The following is a 22,730-nucleotide window of genomic DNA, read 5'->3' as shown; positions in this document are numbered from 1 at the left end:
AAGATATGAAAAAAATACTGACACTTTTCGTTACAGTGTTGTTATTAACGGCTTGTAACAAAGATTTCTTAGATCTTAATCCAAACGATAGACCTTCTTCTGGTACGTTTTGGAAAACTGAAAGTGACTATAAAATGGCACTCACCGCTTGTTATGGTGCTATGCAACACCCTCACTTTGCGCAAGGTCTTCCTACGTGGGATAACCTTACCGATAATGCTTATGGGCAACATAATGAAGGCCAATACGGTATGACCATTGGGCTATCGCAAGGTAATGTTTATGCCAATTCCGAAGGTTTTGTTAGCAATGTATACACTTATGGTCTCAAAGCTGTAATGCGTGCAAATATCTTCTTGAGAAACTTAGAAGTTTTCTCTGGTATCGATGCCAATACTAAAAAGAGAAATGAAGCCGAAGCTCGTATGATACGCGCTTTCTTCTATTCTTATCTCTACCGCTGTTATGGCGATGTACCTGTTATAAACGAGGTATTAGATTTAAATACCCAGTTCAAAGCCAAAAGTCCTGCTACTGAGGTGTATAACTTCATAATGCAAGACCTCGATTTTGCTATTGCTAACTTGCCTTCTCAACCTTATAGCGTTGAAAAAGGACGTTGGACGAGCAACGCTGCTAAAGCCTTCAAAGCGCGATTGATTTTGTATACCGCCTATGACGACAGTGGTAATGCCATTGCTGCCAAAATGCAAGAAGCAAAAACAGTGTTAGCCTCTATTTCAGGTTATTCATTGGCACCTGATTTCTCCGATAACTTTTTCGATTTAAAACAAGAAAGTTGCCCTGAGATAATGATGTCAGTCAAATACCTTGCTCCTAATAACTATACTTATGCCGATTTGTGGTATGGCGACTGGATAGTAGTTTCGCCTTTGGCTAACTTTATGAATGAGTTTGAAAATGCCGATGGCTCTACCGCTACCGCTGTAGCACAAACTAACGGTAAAGTAGATATTACAGCCTTTACCAATGCCTCAATAGCAACTCGCGACCCACGTATGGCAAAGACGATCTTCGTAGATAAGTTTTTGCACCGTGGCGTTTACGTAACTCCCAGCAATGCACGTGCTACCAATATAGGCTTAGCAAAATTCTTGTCTCCTAACTTAGATGCCCCTTATCAATACTCTACCCAAAGCCAACAAGACTGGGTGCTAATGCGTTATGCCGATGTACTCCTAATGAAAGCAGAAGTAGAAAACGAACTTTCAGGAGCCTCTGCCGAAGTGTATAACTATATAAACCAAGTACGCACAAGAGCAGGAATGCCTAATCTACCAGCAGGTCTTTCTAAAGAGAATATGAGAACCCGCATTCGCCACGAACGCCGGGTGGAATTGGCTTTTGAAGGCGAGCGCTATTTCGATCTCAAACGTTGGAAAATCGCCCCTCAAGTGCTCAACAATGTTACTGACGGTATCGTAGCACGTAAGTTTGAATCCAAACACTATCTATGGCCTCTACCTCAATCAGAAATTGATAAAAACAGAGGTATTTTAGTTCAAAATCCTAATTATTAACTTGTAGGGGCGAATTGCATTCGCCCCTACAAAACAAACCTTTTTTAAACAGCCTCTTAACTTATTATCTATTGAAAACAATGAAAACTCTTTCCATTGCCCTATGCACTGCATTGCTATGCTTGGCATCGTGCAAAACAGCCGTTACTACCCCTGCTACACCCGCTCAAATGGAAGTAAGTAGCCATAAACATATTGTCCTTAACAAGGATACCTATCATTTTTATCTCAACCAAACTACCAATAAAGAACTCTACATCTCCAACCACGACCAAACCAATCCCAAAAAAGTAGGACTTTATCTCGAAAACTTAAACAATGTAGTGATTGACGGCAGTAACAGCGAATGGCTCTTTCACGGCACTATCTTGCCTATCGTAGTGAAAAACTGTGCCAATATCACTCTTAAAAACTTTTCGATAGACTTTGCAACCCCTCATTTGCGTCAGTTGCACATTACCGAAGTAGATACAAAAAATAACACTGTAAAAGCCCAACTCTACCCCGAAGGAAACTATAAAATCAAGGACGGGAAACTCTTCTTCACTGGCGAAGATTATGAAGAAAATCCCTTTGGAGGTATGATATTCAGAGCTGACAAACGTTTGGCTTATAAGCGAGCTGACGTAAATTTTAACCCTACTAAAATTACCGAAATAGCCCCTAATGAGTTCCGCATCGAAGACATAGGTGCTAAACCTTATTTGGAAAAAGGAGAGCGTTTTGTATTGCGCACCTACACACGTCCTACACCTGCCATTTTCGTTACTGAAAGCAAAAACGTGAAGTTAGAAAATATAACTGTGCATAACACCCAAGGTATGGGACTCTTAGCGCAACTCACCGAAAATATAACCCTCAACCGCTTTCGCGTAGCTTTAAAAGAAGGCACCGAACGCTATTTCACTACCCAAGCCGATGCAACTCACTTTTCAGCTTGCAAAGGGCTCATACGCTCTGAAAACGGAGTCTATGAAGGTATGGCTGATGATGCTATTAACGTACACGGCACTTACCTAAAAGTAATAGCTCGTGAAGACAATCACACTATCAAAGCGCAGTATATGCACCCCCAATCGTGGGGATTCCTCTGGGGCAATGTAGGTGATAAAGTGCAGTTCATTGCCTCCAAGACAATGGACGTTATCGGCGATAAAACCTATCGCATTCAAGCCATTAAAGCCGTTGATAAACCTACCGAAGTAGGCGCTAAAATATTTAAAATCACTTTCGATGAAATACTACCTGCCGAAGTAAATCCCGATACACCTTGTGGGGTAGAAAACCTTACTTGGACACCTGAGGTGATTTTCAAAAACAATATAGTGCGTAACAATCGGGCTCGTGGGGCACTGTTTAGCACTCCTAAAAAGGTCGTCTGTGCCAATAACACCTTCGACCATACTCACGGCACTGCTATCTTACTCTGTGGCGATTGTAATGGCTGGTATGAAACAGGTGCTTGCCACAATGTTATCATCAAAAACAACCACTTCATCAATGCACTTACCGCTAATTATCAATTTACGAACGCTATCATTTCCATCTATCCCGAAATCCCTAACTTAGAAGCACAACAAAAGTATTTCCATTCTAATATTACTATTGAAAACAATGTGTTTGAAACTTTTGATGAGCCTATTCTCTATGCCAAATCAGTAGAGAATCTTATTTACCGCAATAATAAAATTATCAAAAATCAAGAGTTCAAACCTTTTCATTGGAATAAAGAACGTTTTAAGTTAGAACGCACTAAGAATGTAAAGATTGATTAATGCACCCTAACAGAATATTACCAAAGCCTTTTTTGTGTCGCTACAGTTCCCCCTCTTTAAGGGGAGAGAGGGAGGCTTTTATACTTTTATAATCATTCATTTTCTTATATTATGTCTAAACTATTTTACATCTTACTATTTTTAGCCTTACCACTTTCCGCACAAATCAATGTGGTACCACAGCCTAATGAGATAACTTATCATAAGGGTACTTGTCCGATAAGTACCAAAATTAGCTATATACAGGATAAGTCCATTAATAATCCCGAAGGCTATCAGCTTATCATCAAACCTAACCAAATTATCATCAAGTTTGCTACCGAAGCAGGAAAGTTCTATGCCGAACAAACCTTCAACCAACTTGTTTTCGGGGCAGAGGTAACACACAAAAAATCTTTGCCTTGTCTTACCATTACCGATGCGCCTCGTTTTGCTTATCGTGCCTTAATGATTGACCCCGCTCGGCATTACTGGAAGATAGACGATATTAAAAAATACATTGATGTAATGGCTCATTACAAGTTCAATTACTTACATTTGCATCTCACCGACGACCAAGGGTGGCGTATAGAAATCAAGAAATATCCTAAACTCACCGAAATAGGGAGCAAACGTTCCGATTTCGAAGGTTCTAAACGCAATAACGAAGGCTTTTATACCCAAGAGCAAATAAAAGATCTCGTACTATACGCTCTTCAGCGCAATGTACAGTTAGTGCCTGAGTTCGATGTACCAGGTCATAGCGATGCTGCCATAGCCGCTTATCCTTTCCTCAGTTGCAACGATACCCTCATTGGCGTACGCACTACCGCGGGTGTTTCTAAGAATTTGTTGTGTGTAGGCAAAGAAGAAGTCTTTACTTTCATCGATGATGTCATTGCAGAATTATCAGCTATTTTCCCCTGCCCTTATTTTCATATTGGGGGTGATGAAGCACCTATGGACAAGTGGCTTGAGCACTCCCCTACCCTCAAACTCAAACAAAGCCTTCACACTACCAATAACCAACAACTGATGAGTGAGTTTTTCAAAAGGGTAAATCAATCATTAGAGAAAAACCACAAGCGTCCTCTTATCTGGTTAGAGTTAGAAGTCCCCTCCTATCCCAAAAATAGTGTGATGTATCTATGGCGAATGCGTACTACTCCGCAAGTATTGGAGCGCGCTAAAAAAGATAATTTCAAACTGATTTGTTCCCCCGGCGAATACGCCTACTTCGATTATCCACAAGCCAAAAACGATTTGCCTAATGTAGATTGGATGCCTACCCTCACCCTACAACGCGTATATGAATTTAATCCCGCCTTTTCGCTCACAGCCGAAGAAGAAAAGCAATATATTTTAGGAGTTGAAGCTACTTTGTGGGGCGAAAGTGTGAAAGATGTATTCCGCGCTTTCTATATGACCTATCCTCGTGCTTTAGCCTTATCCGAAGCAGGATGGACAGAGATGCCTAAGCGTGATTGGCAACAATTCACCCAAAAGTTAGACCTCCAATTGCAATATTTGCTACACAAAGGCATTAATTATCGCCCCCCAGTAGAATTGCATCAGTAACCATCTATTAGTAAATGTCAGTTCGATATATATAATACTGATATACAGCTGTATTTACATTGTAATTTGTGAAATCCAGCAACGCAGTTGCCAATCCGTGCCTATCACATTTGTCAATTATCAATTGTCAATTGGGCTATCCGTGCAATCCGTGTAATCTGTGCGAGACTTTCAGGCAACTTGTTGCCTTTTTATTTGATTTGTAAAGATTTGTAGTTTTTTTTATAGCGTAAGCTACACTTTTCTTACCTCAATATATAATATTATTTTTAAATTGCCTGTCGCACTACGACGACCTAGCTCCTCTGACCTTCTCCTAAAACTCCTACGAACCTCCTGCCAGTGTACCTCTCACTTTTCCGTCATTATATTCCCCTCTGAAGGTAGCCAGGCACAGCTGAGTATGTGCCTTGGAAGAGCGGAGTAGGTGTAAGGGAGGAGGTTTCCTCCGCTTTTCCGTCACTACACTCCCCCTCTCCTTGGGAGAGGGACGGGGTGAGGATTCCTTTTCTTTCGTCTCGAAACCCTGTTTTTAACATTTTTAGCACTGTTGTATTATATTATGAATCAACTATTTATATACCCTTTCTATACCAATCGTCCAAGATTCGTATAAGCTTCCTATAAGCTCTCTATAAGCTAACCCCACCCTCCTTACACCCTTTTTTCATCAAAAACCCTCTCTCCCCTCTTCCGAACTTCTCCGTTTCCTTCCGCTCTCTCTAACCTATCCGATTTGTCCCACAAGTCTGTCTGACCTGTCAAAAAACGATTTTTATCACTACTCATTTCCTCATTTCCTCATTCTCTCATTTTCTCATTCTCTCATTTTCTCATTCTCTCATTTTCTCATTCTCTCATTTTCTCATTCTCTCATTTTCTACCCGTCCGTATGGCTCACACACCTATTTTATTTCAATTTCTGTACCGTCAGGTACATTTTTTTAAAGAAATTTTTGTGCGTTTCCTCTATTCTGTCTCATAAAAAGTAAGTAAATAGAAAATAGTTTTATATCTTTGCATATTCAAAAATAAATTATCATTAAAAGTATATTATGGAAGATAAAACAATTTTCACCGAAACTTATAAAGTGCGTAGCACACAAGTAAACCTTAACAATCAACTCGGGTTATATGGCGTATTAGGTATGTTGCAAGATATCGCTGCCGAACACGCTTCACTTTTAGGGTTCGGTTATGAAGAGTTAGTAAAAAAAGGATTCTTTTGGGCACTCATACAGCAAAAACTAAAAATGCACTATTGGCCTCAATGGAATGAACGTATCACCGTCAAAACGTGGTCTCTCCCTGTAAAAGGAGTGTATGCTTTTCGCGAATTCGAACTTTTTTGCAACGACCAAAAAATAGGTGAATGTGCTAGTACTTGGATTACCTTAGATATTCAAACACGTCGCCCCATTGAGCTTACTGACCGCCAAGAAATCTTCTCTCCTCGTACCGAAGGCGGACTCTCTTTCCATACCGACCGTATCAATCTCCCCGAAAGTATGTATCAGGTCAATGATTTTAAAGTGCGTGTAAGCGATTTAGATGTCAATTCACACGTAAATAATGTAAAATACACTCAGTGGGCACTCGATATGATGACAGAGCGCAATCATCGCGAGTTTGTTATTAAAGAATATGATATCAATTTCTTATCCGAAACTTTTATGGGAGACGAAATGCAAGGATTTAAAAGCAAAGGTAAATACATCGACGATGCCCATAACTTGGTAGAAACTTATCTGTATGCACAAAAAATAGGTGCTCCTAAACCTGCGTTCATATCTCGCTGGATTGCTGAACGAATTTAAACTATTTATTACTTTTAATAAAAAACCCCTGCGAAGTTTCCTTCGCAGGGGGTTTTATTTATTATAGATATTACTTACTATCTATACAATGTGAAGTGACCCATATATTCTCGTGCATCTTCACCGTCTTCGTGAGTCTTCAAGATGTACCAGTAGTCACCCGCTGGTAATTCTTTACCGTCATAACGTCCGTCCCATTTTTGTCCTGAACGCAACGTTGTGATATAACGTCCGTAGCGGTCGTAGATATCTACAGTCAAGTTTGGATAACTGCGGAATCTATCAGGATCCCAACCATCGTTGCTACCATCATCATTCGGTGTAAAGAAGTTAGGTGGTACTGACTTCATAAACTCTTTCTCGATGCGCAAGTCGGCTTCACAACCATTTGCATCTTGTACAGTAGCGGTTACCACTTTGTATACTCTTCCGTTTACTATACGGCTGGTTGGGTCAGTAGGTTTAAGAGTATACTCATTGCTTCCATTTTCGTAACTTCCGTTAAAGTAGTAAGTGTATGGAGGATTACCTCCTCTTGCTTCTACTTTTATAAGGTTCAATTCACGTGGGTCGCTCTTGTCTTTCAATTCCAATCCTGGGTAACGTTCTATATCAAAACGTTGTGCAATAGTTTCCTGACAAGTAGATGCTACACCTGCTCCACGATAGAATACAGTTATATATTGGTTCGTTCCTGGTTCAATAGGTGCTGTCTTAGCTCTATTACCGTCAAACGATTCAAATGGTCTCGCATCACGCGCATCAGTACTATTGATAGCATAGCTTGTATTGCTTCGTGTGAGTGCACCGTCCAAATTGTTGAACGTTAGCATCAAGTAGCCTGTAGTCCAAGTAGTAGAAACAGTAGAACAGTTAAAGCCTTTTTCAAAAGTAGCATTGATGCTTGGTGCAGCAGCTACTGTTATTTCTAAGGTTTGTGAACAAATACCAGAGTCTCCATATTCTAATTGGTATCTACCTGGTGCTATTCCTGTTCTAGATACTACTGTACCTGTTGCTACACTGCTTGAAGTTCCTATCACATTACCTGATGGGTCTTTCAACGTATAGTTGTATGGTGCACGTCCACCTGTGAATCGGAAGCTGAGAGCTCCGTCATTAGTGCCGTAGCAAGTTTCTGTTACGGTGCTTGCGTGAGCTATCAACTGTTCAGGTTCTATAATGGTAAAGGTACGTTCTACTTCACAGCCTATCACATTGTCTTTCACCTTCACAATATACTGTCCTTTTGGCAAGTTAGTGAACTTATTAGTTCCATCAAAAGTTCCTGCCTCTGGTGAGATAGTAAATGTATAGCTTCCTGTACCACCTGTGGTCGCATAAGTAATCGTACCATCATTCACACCATAACAACTCATATCAGTCTTAGTAGACGATACTGTAAGGTTTGTATAAGCTTCTACATCTACCGTTATAGTACGTGTACAACCGTTATTATGTGCTATGGTAACAGTGTGAGTACCTGGTGTTACTATAAAGCGTCCTGAAGCTTGTGGTGCTCCTCCATCTATGCTATATGATACATATCCTGCATACTCTGGATTAGAAGAAGCTACAATAGTATTCACTACGGTATTATTACCACAACTGTACTCTACGGTAGCAGTAGCTTGTAAGTCTACTCCTTCCTTGATTGTTACCGATACTTCGGTAGTACAGCTTCGAGCGTCTTTCACGTAGATAGTGTAAGTACCAGAAGCTAATCCCGTATAGAGGGTCTTGCCTACTGTCCAAGTTACATTATCTATTGAAGTACTGTAAGAAGCAGTTCCTCCCTTGATAGTGATAGATACTGTACCATCATTACCACCTTTACATACCTCATCAGTTATCTTGTCTATTGAAGCCTCTAATAAAGTAGGTTCTTTGATTTCAAAGGTAGTATCAGTATAGCAACCATTTTCATCTTGAGCTCTTACAATGTAGTTACCTCTTGCTAATTTAGTGAAGTAACCACTATCTACAAATCGGTCTAATCGTGGACTAATAGCGTAGAGGATTCTTCCTGTACCTCCCGTTACTGTTACCGAAATAGTACCATCGGCTTCACCATTACAGCTAATATCAGTACTTGCAGTAGCTACTGAAAGCGGTCCTGCTTCTCCAATATTTATAACTGTACTGGTTTGTACACAGTCTACACTAATTACTTCCACTTGGTAAGTACCAGAAGACAAACCTCCAAATGCCCAATCAGTAGCATTTTCTTGGGTAGCAGTAGCAGTTTGTGCTACTCCTCCTTTATACAATTTGTATTGGTAGTTACCCAAAGCGCCAGTGGCTGAGAAAGTAATCTTAGCTGTACTATCTCCATTACATTTTACATATGCTTCAGAAGTATCTACGTGTAATTGTAATGGTTGTAATGCTTCTATCGTTATCTTGTTAGACAACTTCGATTGACAACCGTGGCTATCTATCACATAGAACTCGTACTCTCCTACTCCTGCTTGAGTGCTATTTCCTGTAAGTGTTGTAGTAGTTGTACCGTTGGCTACCATATAGTAAGTATAACCTGGAGTACCACCTGTTACAGTAATTGAAATAGTAGCTTGTTGCAAGCAAGTAAGCGGTTTAGTAATTGAGGCAGTTACCTTCATTTCACGAGGTTCATCGATGGTTACTGGAATAGTAACATCACAACCCCAACCATCTATAATCTTCACGTTATATGAACCTGCATATAGGTTAGTGAAAGTAGTGCTAGTTTGTGCACCTCCTATTTGTGCACCTCCCACATTCCACAATTCGTAAGCGTAATTACCACTTCCTCCTGTTGGGCTCACCACTGTTATTACCCCTGTTCTATCGTTGAAGCAATTCAAAACAGTAGTTGCTGATATGCTTGCCGAAATAGGTGCTGGTGGCGCCATTACTACATTAGTAGTAGTTGAACAACCTCCGCGGTCAGTTACTTCTACCGTATAGGTATTGGCAGTCAATCCTTCAAATAAGGTAGTGGTGGTATAGGTACCATAAGTAGCGTGAGGAGCTCCTCCCACTAACAAGCGGTATTGATAATCACCCCAACCTCCTGTTACATCTATACTGAAGGCACCTTTATTATCATTAGGTTCACAAGTGATGCGATTTGTAATAGTAGGACTCACTGTCAAAGCTTGTGTAGGATCCGATACCATCACCGAAGTAGTGGTTACTGTACAGTATGGTGATTGTGTTTCCACTACTCTTATCACATATGTTCCTGCCGATAAACCTGCAATTACCTCTCTTCTCTCAGTAGCCGCATTTGCTTGTACAGTTCCTGTTATTCCTGTTGGAGCTAAGGTAGTCGCATTAAGCACTTGATAGTTATAAATACCTTGATAACCTTTTACAGTAAGGGTAATCTCACCATCATTGCCTCCTACGCACGATACTGGTTTGGTTTGTGCAGCAGTTACTTCTATATCGCTGAAATCTATAACCGTATGCGATGCAGTAGCATAACAACCTGTTTCAAGGTCTATTACTTTCATTTCATAGTAACCAGGTGTATTGAAGCCTATATTAGCTGTGTTCACTCCTGTGGTAAGCGTTTGTGTACTTGGGATAGCCACTCCAGCTCCTGTAGAGGTTACTTCTATACGATATCCTTTGTTATTACCTCCATTAATAGTTAAGGTAATACTTTCGGTAGCGTTACAGCTTATTTGGCTTGTTCGGTTCACATCAATACTAGTAATGCGTTTTAATGGCGGTATTACTAATGGGTTCGCACTGTTATCAGCTTGACAACCGTTCGCATCGCGTATATACACTATTACTGTTTGAGTGTGAGTACCATTGCTAGTTACACTGTATACTCCTGTATGGTTCACCCAACCTGAGGTAGTAGTAGAGGTACCGTCAAACACTTCAAAGTTGAAAGTATAAGTACCTGTTCCACCGCGACCTGTTGCTTGAATGATAGCTTGTTGTGCATTATTATCAGTATCACATTTGAAGTGTGTAGTAACCGTTGTACTGCTTACTACCAATTCATCTGGTTTACCAATAGTGATTACCTGAGTTGCAGTACAATTGCGTGATGAGGTAAGCGTTACTGTATATACACCTGCTGGCATTGCATCAAATTCAATATCTTTAGGTGTTACGTTCACCGTTTCACTGCGGAGAGTTCCTCCTGCTCCTGCAATATTAATTTGGTAATCAGTTTGTATTTGTGTACCTGGTATGGTAATCACAAGTCGTCCGTTGCTTGCACCGTGACAAGTTACCGCCGTAGTGGTATAAGTAAAGTTCACAGGCATAGCGTCAGTTACATCTATATCAGCACCTGTTACGGTAGCACAACCTGTAGTAAGGTCAGCAATTGATACTTTATAAACACCTGCACCTACATTTGTAAATATACCTGTATTATTTACTTGTGGAGTACCACCAGCATTATTAGTTAAAGTATAACGCAAGTTTGTTGAACCTCCTTGGTGAGTTACTGATAAAGTAGCTCCTGTTGCAGGATTACAAGTAATTTGCTTGATAAATACTACTCCTATACTTGCACTATCAATTGGGTCATACAAGGTCACCGATTGGGTAAGGGTAGCGGTACAACCCCAAGTATCACTGATAGCTACTTGGTAAGTGCCAGCTCCTAAGCCTGTAAATACAGTACTTGTTTGTGTAGCTCCTTGTAATACACCATCTCTAATAAGTTGGAAAGTATAATTACGTCCTTCACCACCTGTTACATTCTGTACAGTTATTTCTCCTGAGTTAGGTGTACAGTTTTGTGCTGTAATAGATAGAGTACCTGTAATGTTATTAGGATTAGCAAGTACCACTGTCGAGCTAAGCGTTACCATACAACCTCCTCTATCGCGTATAGCTACGTGATAAGTGCCCGCTGTTAAGCCTGTAAACACATTAGTGTCTGACCATACAGCACTTGTTGGAGTAGGTGGTGTAGTACTTACATAGTACTGATATCCACCCCAACCGCCTATAGCATTGGTAATCTCTATCTCACCATTATCATAATTTGGTGCACTTAAACAAGTGATAGACTGAACACTAATACTTGCTGTAAGAGCAACGTCAGCTTCTGATATATTAAAGGTATAAGTTTGTACGCAACCTGTACCACTACTTATTACTGTCATTGTATAAGTAGCTGATTTCAAACCTGTAATTGTAAAGGTAGGATTAGCTCCTGATACAGCTGGTACTGTAGGTGGTGTTACTCCTCCTGAAGCTATTAAGTTCACAGTATAGTTATGTGTGCTTACTGTATTACTCAATGTGAAGGTAGCTATACCATCGTTATTGCCTTTACAAGTAACGTTCTTAATTTGTGGATTCACAATGCGGAACGTATTTGGATCTGGTGCTACATACAACGCTTTCACTACACAATCTGTACCTGCGTGACCTATCCAGAACGTATAAGTTTGCTTAGGATTTACAGAGAACACATTATTTGTTGTCCAAGGTGCTCCTGCACTTGGTGGTACAGTAGGCTGATTAACTCCCATATAGTAACGCAATTCACTTTGTGTAAGTGGAGGCATACCTGGTGCAGCTACTATATCCACTTTCACTTGTATTGGAGCGTTACAAGTTGGTGTACCTTGTACGGTTACACTCACTTGTTCTGGGTCTAATGCTTCAAAAGGTTTAATCATTTGGGTAGTAGTAGTAGCACAGCCATTCATATCGGTAGCCGTAATGGTTACTACTCCACCGCGAATGTCTCCCACCGTGAAAGTATTGCCTGTACTAGTGATAGTACCTGCAGGGCTTGTATATACAAATTCTACTGTATATGGTGGGGTACCTCCACTGATAGCTCCATTAGGTACACTAATAGTAGCTTGCTGTGCTGTACCACTCGCTGTACAAGCAAACTGTTGTGTCACAATTTGTGTACTGCTAATAGTTACTGATTTAGGTTCTGCAACTGTTACTGTATAAACTGCTTGACAGCCATTAGCGTCTACTGTAATTGTGTACACGCCTGCTTTCAAATTACTGTAAGTTCTTGTAGCAGCTGTCCAAAGAGGTGTAGAACCAGCAGGACCTACAATAGGTACATTCGTATAGTTAAATGTTCCTATAGTAGCGTTCTTCTCAGTGATGTAAATCTCACCATCATTACCTCCACTACAAGTTACTGATTTCACTGCAGTTTCTATTTGTGGTAACTCTGCTGGCAACACGGTTATAGTCTTAGTAAAGGTGTTGCAACCTGCTGAGGCATTAACATCAGTTACTGTTACGGTATAAACACCTGCTGTAGTGATATTATTTACTTTAGTCTCATATTTACCACTCACTTGTGGGATAGCTGTAGAAGGTACTGTATAACCTGCAGGACCTGTAATAGCATAAGTATAGTTACCGGTTCCTCTGTCTACTTTTATAGTAATTTCAGCATTTCCTGTCGCACCACAACCTAGGGCTTTAGTAAGTGATGCTTCTGCTTCTAAGTTGGCAGTAACGGTATAGGTAAGTGTTGCTATACAGCCTGTCGCCTTATCGCGGATTTGCAAGTCGTAAGCACCTGCTACCAAGTTGCCAAAAGTAGGACTTGATTGGTAATCCAAACCACCATCTATTGAGTATTCATAACCGTTGAGTTCTGTTCCTATAGCCGAAGTACCAGAGCCTGCTGGTGCTTTCGCTTGTGGCTCAATAGTCAAACTGATAGAACCATTCACACAACCCATTAGTTTAACTTTATTAATCTTAGGTGCTGGCTGTACTGTAAGGGTATGAGTACCGAGATCTGCACTACAACCAAATTGGTCTTCCATTGTTAACTTCACAGCGAACGAATATGGTAAAGCTGGGTTAACAGGCATTGGTGGAGTTGCTATATTATCCTTAATAATCTGTACTCTTGAGTTTCCTGTTGCTATTGGCACCGTAAAGCTTACACCTGGAGTTACAGGAGTTACTTTATATGTATAAGTACCTCCACCTCCTGATGGATTCAACACCTCTAATACACCGTTCTTATCACAAGTAATTTGCGTACTTGCTGATACGGTAGCAGTAAGAGTACCTAACTCTCTAATATGAGCATCACGACTACCCCATACGCAAGTACCTTCTGTTACTACCACATAGTAAGTCTTGTTAGGTGCTAAGCTATGAGGTCCTGCTGGGGTAACGTTCGTAGCATCATTACCTGGTGCTGGCATTACAGCAGTACCACTCACAATTGGATTACCTAAACCTGCTCCTGGTGTTTTTTCATATAACACCCAAGTAAGTGGTGTACCCGCTGGAGAACCTCCTGTGTATTGTGACTCACGGTGGATTCTAAAGGTAGCTTGTCCTTGACCTCCGTGGCAAGCAGGTTGTGGCGAAACAATCACTGTCATTGCCGGTGTAGCTACATTAGCATAAATATCACCAGTAAATTCAGTTTCACAATTATTTGCATCTATCACTCCAAAAGTATAAGTCCTACCTACTATCAAGTTAGTAAATACATAGGTACCTGATGGAGTAGGTGCTGACCAAGCTCCTCCATTTACATTATATCGGAAAGGAGGATTACCTGTACTCACAGTTACTGTAGCAGTAAAGTAAGTCTTACCTGCTGTAATACAACCTAAGCGGAAATCTCCTATATCAGTAGTTACACTCACTGTTCCTAACGGACGTGGCACTACATAATCTATTGCACTTGTACTACAAATATCGGAACCTCCTAATGCTGGACGAGTAGCAAAACGCACCCGTACTGTTTTACCAGGCTCAGTCACCCCTGATATAGGTGCTGAAGTATATGGGTTGGTTGGCATTGGATGCCAAGTACCTCCATTATAGTTATAATATATTTGGTTACCTCCTGCTCTATAAGCATTCCACGCCTCGTTAGACATTGTAAGGGTAAGAGATACTGCTTGACCTGCAGTAATACAATCTCCTGGGCTAGATGGTACCGTAATGCTAGCAGTAAGTGCTGGCATATCTTGTAAGGTAACATTTTTACTTGTACTACAACCGTAACGGTCGGTTACAGTAATAGAGTAAGCTCCTGCTACCAAGTTGTCAATTGTATAAGTATTAGTTGCAATACCTGTGAAAGTAGCAACTACTGGAGTACCTGTATTACCGTAACGTACAGTAAAGTTAGCATCACCGGTAATATGCTTCACTACTATCTTACCGTTACCTGAACCCTGACAAGTAGGTGTGATTGTTTCAGTATCAAAGGTAACAGCTGGTACTTTGCGTACCCCTACTTCGTGACGTTTCACACAACGATCAGACTTCACAAACACGGTATAAGTCTGTACTGAACCTGTAATAGTAGGTACATTGTAAGTATTGGTAGTTCCAAAAGTTCCTGCTGTAACAGTAGTTACTGAACCTTTTGCAAAAGCATAGGTATAATTACCGTCACCTCCTGTTGCAGTTACTTCTATCTTACCTGGCACACAACTTTCGTTAGTTACCTTCACACTGGTGTTCAAGGTAGGACGAATAACAATATTCTGTACTGCACTACAACCGTATTGGTCAGTAACGGTTACTCTATAGCTTCCTTGAGTAAGACCAGTGAAGGTATGATTAGTAACTCCTGCTGCTAAAGTTACAGGAGTACCGTTGTTCAATTTCACTTTATAACCACCATTACCCGCATTTATTTTCACGGTTACCTCACCTGTATTGCCTCCTTCGTAACAATCAGTAGCCGAAAGAGTAAAGTTTACAGTTTGTGGGGTAGGTATATTCAAGTTGCTTGCTAAAGTAGCCTCACAACCATTTTTATCTATTACCTTAAAGTTTACACTTCCTGCAGGTATATTGCTAAAAATAGGTGTAGTTTGTGTCCTACCTGCTCCACCTCCTACTGTATACTGATAACGATAAGGTGGTACCCCTCCATTTGCTACAAGGGTTACACGTGCTTGTTGTCCGTTAGAACACATTGCAGGTTCAGTAATAGTAGCACTAAGAGTAAGCTTAGCAGGTTGTGTAATAGTAACAACACGAGTTACTTTACAGTTACCACTGTGGTTAAATTCTATGGTGTGATTACCTACTGATAGGTTAGGAATTACTATGGTACCCGCTGTTTGGTTTGAGAAAATAGGAGCTCCTCCATCTACTACTACATTGTAATTACCAGCGCCTATGTTTTGTACCTTAAAGGTTACTTTTGCTGTTCCCGTTCCATAACAAGTTACATCTGTCTTAGCAGTCATTTCTGCTTTAAATTCTCTATCACCTGGTATAGTAATAACCTTAGTCATTTCTTGCCAGCACACATCTGGTCTTTGGTATACAAATATATCATCTACCAAAAAGTCACAGCCCCAATCAGCCCAGCTATTAGTACGTATTTCTACTCTTATAGAAGTAGCTCCTTTAGGATCTAATTCTCCTTCAAATTTCACCCAGTTATTAGGATCGTTGTGGTGTGCTAATTTACCTGAATTCTTAAAGTCTAACACTTGATTATTAGCCTTGTTCACCAAGCGTATTTGTACGTCTGGTTCTTGAGCTCCTTTATGAGGTTTAAACAAGTTGAACAAGTACATCTCATATTGTACTTTCCTATGAGGGTCTACATCATTTACATCTTTCCAATACAATACGTCTTGGTTTCTTACATTTCCTATATCCACTATCAAGAAACGATCTTTCGGATTTCCTGAACGTGGGTTAGGATGTGTCCATATACCTGATACACCCGCACGGTCTACGTCCCCTATTGATATAAATCGAGAGTCCTTATTACCTACTACATAGTGTCCTGGACCTGCTGGGAAGGTAATAAATTGAGCACAGGTCAAGAAGGGTGATATATTAGGAATACACCAATCACCACCAACACCAAAGTCTTCTTTTATAATAGCATTACTTGGCGATTGGTTCAAATCTCTATAACGTACCGTTACGGTATAAGTCCCCGGTGCTAAGCCTGCAATATTGGCAATTCTACCTTTTGCCTTTTTACCATTTACTTCATACTCATAATCGTAAGAGGTAGGTGATGAAGTCCTAAACTGTACAGTAGCTTTACCGTTACAATCAAAGTCAGTAGCTGTATAGGTAAATCCTGCTGGTTCTGGAATAACGGGGTCTACGGTTACTTGCAATGGCAATTCACAACCTCTTGCATCTTTTATATATACGGTATGTCTACCTGTTGGCAACCAACCTTCTGATGAAGAAGTATAGTTACCATCATATTTATACGAATATGGAGGCTGACCACCCGATACGTTAGTAAACTTAATCTTTGCTTTACCTGCTGTAGGTCCTGTTTTACCACAACCTATAAGCTCTGCTACACCCACAAATCCTTTAAGTTCAGAGGGCGCATCACTAATATTTCGTGTTGTCTCATACGTACAGTTATTTGCATCTACTACTTTTACAGTATAAGAACCTGGTCGCAAGTTTCTAAATTCTTTTGAAGTACCTCCTCCTAGGTTACTACCATTTACGTAGAAAGTAAATGGTGCTTTACCTCCTGTTACAACTACAGATATAGAACCATTATTAGTACCCTTACACAATACGTCTGTAGAGGTTACATTAGCAGTTACAGCTGCTGGTGCTCTAAGTGTAGCCGAAGATTCTACCCTACAATTATTGCTGTCAAGTACTACTATCTTATAAGTACCTACTTGAGCAGTTTCATACACTACGGTATTATTAGCTGGTACAGGAGTTTTTCCTACTACGATACCTCCACCTACTTTTTCTATAGTATAAGTATAAGGCATTGTACCTCCTTTTACTTTCAAGGTAATTCTTCCCTTGCGTTCATTTTCATTTCTTCCACAGGCAATATCCTTGGCTACTTGTGCTCCTGAGCCATCTATCACTATAGGAGTTGTTAAAGCCTTACTATAAGTAGCGGTACAACCATATTTATCTATAACAGTAAAAGTATGGTTACCTACTCCTAAACCTGTGAATGTATATTTAGTACCATTTTGGGTCGCCTTAGTCACTCCGTTGAGTTGGAATGTATAAGGTGCATTATTTCCTCCTCCTGCTACTGTCACTTCTACTTCCACTTTTGCTTGTGAAGTAGTAGCTGTACAGAAGTCGTTAGCTGTACCCGAAGTACCTCTCAAACTAATAGTATTCGGACTCACCACATTGAAGGTAGCGTCTTTAGTACAGTTATTAGTATCTTTCACTACCACCCTGTAAGTACCTGCTTGTGTAATTACAAACTTAGGATTGTTAGAGCCCGTTATTCTTGTAGCTCCTCTATATAGTTCATAACTATAAGGAGCACTACCACCATTGGCAGTAACAGTTACCTCTACACGTGATGGGTTACAACCTATCAATACATTGTTAGGTACTGAAACAGTAATAGCTACAGGGTTAGCAATATTGAAAGTACGTGTTGCCTCACAATTAGGATTATTTTGTTCTGCACGTATTTTCACGGTATGAGCACCCGCAGGTATGTTATCCCATCTGAAAGGATTACCTGTGGTAGCTACAAAACTACCTGTTCCATCTTTTTGTACGTAATAAGTAGAAGGTGCATTTTTCAAGCCTATTTGGTAACTACCTTGCTCTCCATTACATTTAGGTTGCGTAATCTTTTCGGTAGCAGGGTCTACCCCGAAAGCCTTGTCGTTAGCAATCGTTACAGTAGTAGTATAGGTAAAGCCACAAGCCTTTGGCTCTTGGTAAAGGTAGATATCGTCTATAACCAAGTCATTACCGCTTTCTATCAAACTATAAGAACGTACAACTGCTATAAGTTTAGTATGATTTCCTGGGTTTAATGGTCTTCGCGCCACTGTCCAATCATCTGCATCACGAGCTCCTCTAATAGGTGGTGTAATGCGATAGCTATCCAAAGGTGTTTGGGCATCTATAGCAGCTTGGTCAGTATAAAGTTCTATTGCAATATCCGGAGCTCCCACAGGATAACGAGGGTCATTAAATCTCAACATATTCATCAAAGCTATTGAGAAAATAACCTCTTTACCTGGAATCAAATCCTCTATGGGTCTCTGATAAAGTATTGCCCCCGCTTGTCCTAAGATTTTACCAATATTTACAAAGAGCATACGTCCATTAGCTAATCCTGTGTGGTCATTAGGTTGCATCCAAGCAGGATTATTAGGATTTAGCCTTTGTGATACGACGTATTCACCATCAGCAACGTATGGGCCTTCATAGTTTATACCACTAGGCCAAGGTTGCCCATAACCGTTTCTAGGCATTGAACCATCTTGCAATTCAAGATAGTATTTCTTGTTAATATATTCATTACCACCATTGCGCCCTGTACCGAAGTCCTCAAAAAAGAGTACGTTTTTAGAAGGTGGATTGGCATCTGCATACTCAATAGTAATAGTATGTACACCTGGTGCAAGATTCTTAAAGTTATTATCGGTTGTAGGCTGACCGTCTACGTAATATTTATATTTGTAATTATTTTTGTTATTAGTAATCGTAAGAGAACCGCGTCCTTGGCAGTCGTAAGTAATTTGCGAAGGAGTAAAGGTTGGTTCTGGAATTCTTGGGTCTACAGTTACCTTTATGTTTTCACGAGTACAACCTATCGCATCGCGTACTGCCATATTATAGGTGCCTGGTGACATCCATTTTTTCTTATCGGTAGTCCAGTTACCATCACCAAAATTAAATTCATAAGGTTGTTTCCCACCTTGTACGTTCGAGAAACGAACGAGAGCTTTACCGGCATTAACTCCTGTGTCACAACCTACCAATTCTTCTACCCCTGCTGAAGCAATAAGGTTACCTCCCACAAAAGAAGGAATAGTAATAGTGGCTCCTGTAACTGTACACAAAGCTCCTGCTCCTCCGTTACCATAGCGTAATACAGGGGTATAGCTTCTTCCCGTTTGTAAGTTCGGAAACTCACGCCCTGATTGGAAGTTCACTCCGTCTATACTGTATTGTAATACGTTATAGCTGGAAGTATTAGTAGGTTCATTAATAGTTATCTTTGCCCTATCACCACAGTTTTGTACGGTATAGTTGGCTGTGATAGCAGGTGTAGGCAAGGTATTTACAGTAGCCGAAGCTTCAGCAATACAGCCGTTGTCGTCTATCACCTTAAAGTTTTTCACCCCTGCAGTAGTAAAGGTAAAGTCGTAATAACTATTTGCGAAGTTATTTTGGTAGGAAGCTCCTCCATCATTACTATAGCCATAACCATTCGCTCTGTTAGTTTTACCGCCCGTCGCAGTTACACGCACTATAGCACTGCCACAGCTCAAGTGTCTCAATACCGAAGCCGTAGCTTTAAGGTCTGGCACTTTATCAATACGCACACTGGTAGTAAATTTACAACCATCTGGGCTCGTTACCTCTATATAGTAATTACCAGCAGTAAACTGGTTAGTAATATTTAAGTCGGTAGTATTGGTAACCGTAGTATAAGCCACTCCACCTGTAGCGTTGTTATTGCGAATAGTATAAGTAAAAGGTGGATAAGGGTTACCGCTAAGTTGTACACGTATACCTCCCTTACTGGTACTGCAAGCCATAGGTGTAACGCTGGCAGTCATCGCAGGAGTTCGTTTGTTTATTTGTATTGATTTCTCAAAAATACAAGGTTGTGTAGTAATGGTAGTGGTAAGCACTTGACGTACGTACACGGTATAGTTGTCTGGAGTTACTATATCAAATACATTACTGCTTTGATAGCTTTTCACCCAGCCAGTAGAACCTGTTTTCTTCAAACCGTATTCATATCCTGCTGGCACCCCATTCACAGTAATACTACCGTTTTTATTACAAATAAGGTCTCGACCTACCAATTGTGGGTCTACATTGTTTTTGGTAATACGGAAATAGTAATAAGGCGACACACAGTTGCCATAAGTAACTACCAAACGGTATACTCCTTCATCTCGCAAAGTAATGTCTCCACTATTTCCTATATCTGTCCAGTTACAGTTATAGTTGTCGTTAGAAGGTGGACACTCTTTGCTTAGGGTAGGTGGTAAAGCTCCACAAGAGCCCAATTTTTGCCACTGATAAGCAGTAGCCCCCGTAATTCTAAGACTTACAGGCACTGTAGTACTACCCCCGCACAAATACACTTGTGGATACTCAGTACCCCCTGTATCTGCACAGATGTACACCTCACCATTTAGTTTCCCTTTCGAAAGCAAATCTTTAATAGGGTGTACTGCATTAGCATAAGCATTAGGGTTCACAGTGTGCTCTTCGTACATTGTAGCACAACCTGCTTTAGTCTTCGTTACTTTATACACACCTGGTTCACTTACTACTAAGGTGCGTGAATTACCTCCTATAGTACCTCCGCCTACTTTTTCCCATTTGTAAGAGTCAAAGTTAGCTCCTGCCTCCAAGGTAACCGTGCGCTCACACAATACCGTAGTGGCTTTAAACATACAGTTGGTAAAATCAAGGTTTACAATAAAGTTAGACGGTCCTTCTACCCCACCGTTACAAGCTGTAAATTGTGTGTTGAAGCTACCTGCTGTTAAGGGTGTCGATGGGTTAGACACTCCATTATAGCTTGCTGAGGCTCTATTTTCTACTACGTTAGAACACGCATCACGCCATTTGTTACAGTCGTTCACTACTTTTATACCAAAAGAAAGCTCTTGTATGGTACTTCCTTTCTTCACTAAGTTCTCAGGAATATTAAATGTAAGTTTACGAGAGGCTGGTATATAAGTATAGCTTACCCCTGATGGCTTCGAAATATTTGCTGTTGTAGCATCAAAATCTTGTAAGTTTACAGGAAGTATATCAGTAATCTGTACATCTTTAGCATCGTCATTCCCTATATTTTGGAAACGTATTTTATAACGTAACGACTGACCCATTTGCACATTTTGCCCTGTAATATCGGTACCTGCACTGTTAAGTACGCGTTTCTCCATCACAATATGGGGTGCTATCACTTCCACGTTAAAAGCAAACATAAAAGGATAGTAAGCATCTTGGTCTGAATAAGGTCTAAAAGAAGTGGAAGTACTATTATTATTTAAAAAAGTTTTACCACTATTGGCTAACTCAAAAATTCCTGCATCAAACCCCAATAAGTTAGTAGAAGCGGGTCTACGATGAGGATTAATACCGTTTTCATTAGTAAGAGTACTATTAAAGAAGTTATTAGCAGGACGACCGGGTGCTGTAAGAGCTTCGTAAGAACCATTTATTTTTTTCATTTTGAGCTGGTCTCCTTTAATTCCCAACTCACCTTCCAAAGCAGCAAAGCCTATCTTAGCATTTACAGGTCCTGTAGGTACCGTTTTAAACCCTGAAATATTAATGATAGGATTATTGTCTCTATTTACTACTGAAAAACCGTCAAACACAGTTATATTACGGGCTTCACGGGTCAAGTCCTCATATACTATTACAAGTGTCCATCCAGCGGCATAACCTACACCTGTATTTTCTGTACCTTTAGGTGCTTGTATATTCCCTACGGTATAGGTATTAGCAATAGTACCATTGAGGTAATTGGTCACCTCAGCACGGTATACATAGGCACGTTGAGCTCTATAATTATCTCCAAAGGTACTTACTACATCATTACCGTCATATACACGCTCCCCTACCAAATCACGATAAGCTCCCGAACCTACTTTAAATTTTACGTTCGCAAACTTACTTCTCTCTAAGCGAGGATTCGTTTGGTTGGCAAGTCTCTCTTCGGTATAAGTAGCTGCCCAATAGAGGTATGCCCTCACCACTTTTTTACAAGTAGAGGCAGGATTAGGGTCGAGTACAGTCGCCGAACTCGAGTTAAACACCCCCGACTCAGGCACCACATTGATAAACTTCATCTCAATGCCTGAATTATCACCGTGCGTACCTGTATAGTCATTATTAGGATTGGCTTGAGGGCTGAGAATAGTATTCCCAACCACAATCATATCCCCCTTTACAGTACCTTGGTAACGAATACCAAAAGGAATATAATTCTGCCCAAAGGCAACTGAGAGAGTCGCCCAAAAGAAACATTGTAATAGTAATAACTTTTTCATATGGAAGTTATGTTTGTATTTATGCTATTGCAGTATAGCAATAGTGAAATTATTAATATTGTTGCTTGAAAT

5 protein-coding genes are annotated in these 22,730 nt (G+C 40.4%); 4 read left to right on the top strand and 1 reads right to left on the bottom strand.

Translation table 11 applies throughout. The annotated features are described in order from the left end of the window. The first annotated feature begins 5 nt into the window (after positions 1–5). The 4 genes from HMPREF1320_RS06885 (at position 6) to HMPREF1320_RS06870 (ending at position 6,690) form a co-directional block, all read left to right on the top strand. Positions 6–1,541, top strand: a complete 1,536-nt coding sequence (locus tag HMPREF1320_RS06885) for a RagB/SusD family nutrient uptake outer membrane protein (RefSeq protein WP_009418085.1) — start codon at positions 6–8, stop codon at positions 1,539–1,541. 80 nt (positions 1,542–1,621) lie between these two features. Next, a complete protein-coding gene (locus HMPREF1320_RS06880; protein ID WP_009418126.1) occupies positions 1,622–3,316 on the top strand; it encodes a right-handed parallel beta-helix repeat-containing protein in 1,695 nt (564 codons plus the stop codon). A gap of 111 nt (positions 3,317–3,427) precedes the next feature. Beyond that, the gene (locus tag HMPREF1320_RS06875; RefSeq protein ID WP_009418008.1) at positions 3,428–4,873 is read left to right on the top strand and encodes a beta-N-acetylhexosaminidase; all 1,446 of its coding nucleotides are present in this window, start codon (positions 3,428–3,430) and stop codon (positions 4,871–4,873) included. A 1,055-nt stretch (positions 4,874–5,928) separates the two neighbouring features. Then, complete coding sequence (locus HMPREF1320_RS06870) at positions 5,929–6,690, top strand: acyl-[acyl-carrier-protein] thioesterase (RefSeq protein WP_009417963.1); 762 nt, start codon at positions 5,929–5,931, stop codon at positions 6,688–6,690. Positions 6,691–6,767: 77 nt separating this feature from the next. On the opposite strand, the gene HMPREF1320_RS06865 is transcribed toward HMPREF1320_RS06870, so the two are convergent. After that, positions 6,768–22,658 carry a T9SS type B sorting domain-containing protein gene (locus HMPREF1320_RS06865; protein WP_009418026.1) on the bottom strand — a complete coding sequence of 5,297 codons (15,891 nt, stop codon included), beginning with the start codon at positions 22,656–22,658 and terminating at the stop codon, positions 6,768–6,770. Between the last annotated feature and the right edge of the window lie 72 nt (positions 22,659–22,730).

It is taken from the genome of Capnocytophaga sp. oral taxon 335 str. F0486, assembly GCF_000277665.1.
GTDB classification, from domain to species: Bacteria; Bacteroidota; Bacteroidia; order Flavobacteriales; family Flavobacteriaceae; genus Capnocytophaga; species Capnocytophaga ochracea.
Note: the sequence above shows the minus strand (reverse complement) of the source record. Positions and strands in the feature narration are given on the sequence as shown.

Excerpts from the sequence above, each read along its gene's own strand:
- HMPREF1320_RS06875 (WP_009418008.1), top strand. The coding sequence starts at position 3,428 with ATGTCTAAACTATTTTACATCTTACTATTTTTAGCCTTACCACTTTCC.
- HMPREF1320_RS06880 (WP_009418126.1), top strand. The coding sequence starts at position 1,622 with ATGAAAACTCTTTCCATTGCCCTATGCACTGCATTGCTATGCTTGGCA.
- HMPREF1320_RS06885 (WP_009418085.1), top strand. The coding sequence starts at position 6 with ATGAAAAAAATACTGACACTTTTCGTTACAGTGTTGTTATTAACGGCT.
- HMPREF1320_RS06870 (WP_009417963.1), top strand. The coding sequence starts at position 5,929 with ATGGAAGATAAAACAATTTTCACCGAAACTTATAAAGTGCGTAGCACA.
- HMPREF1320_RS06865 (WP_009418026.1), bottom strand. The coding sequence starts at position 22,658 with ATGAAAAAGTTATTACTATTACAATGTTTCTTTTGGGCGACTCTCTCA.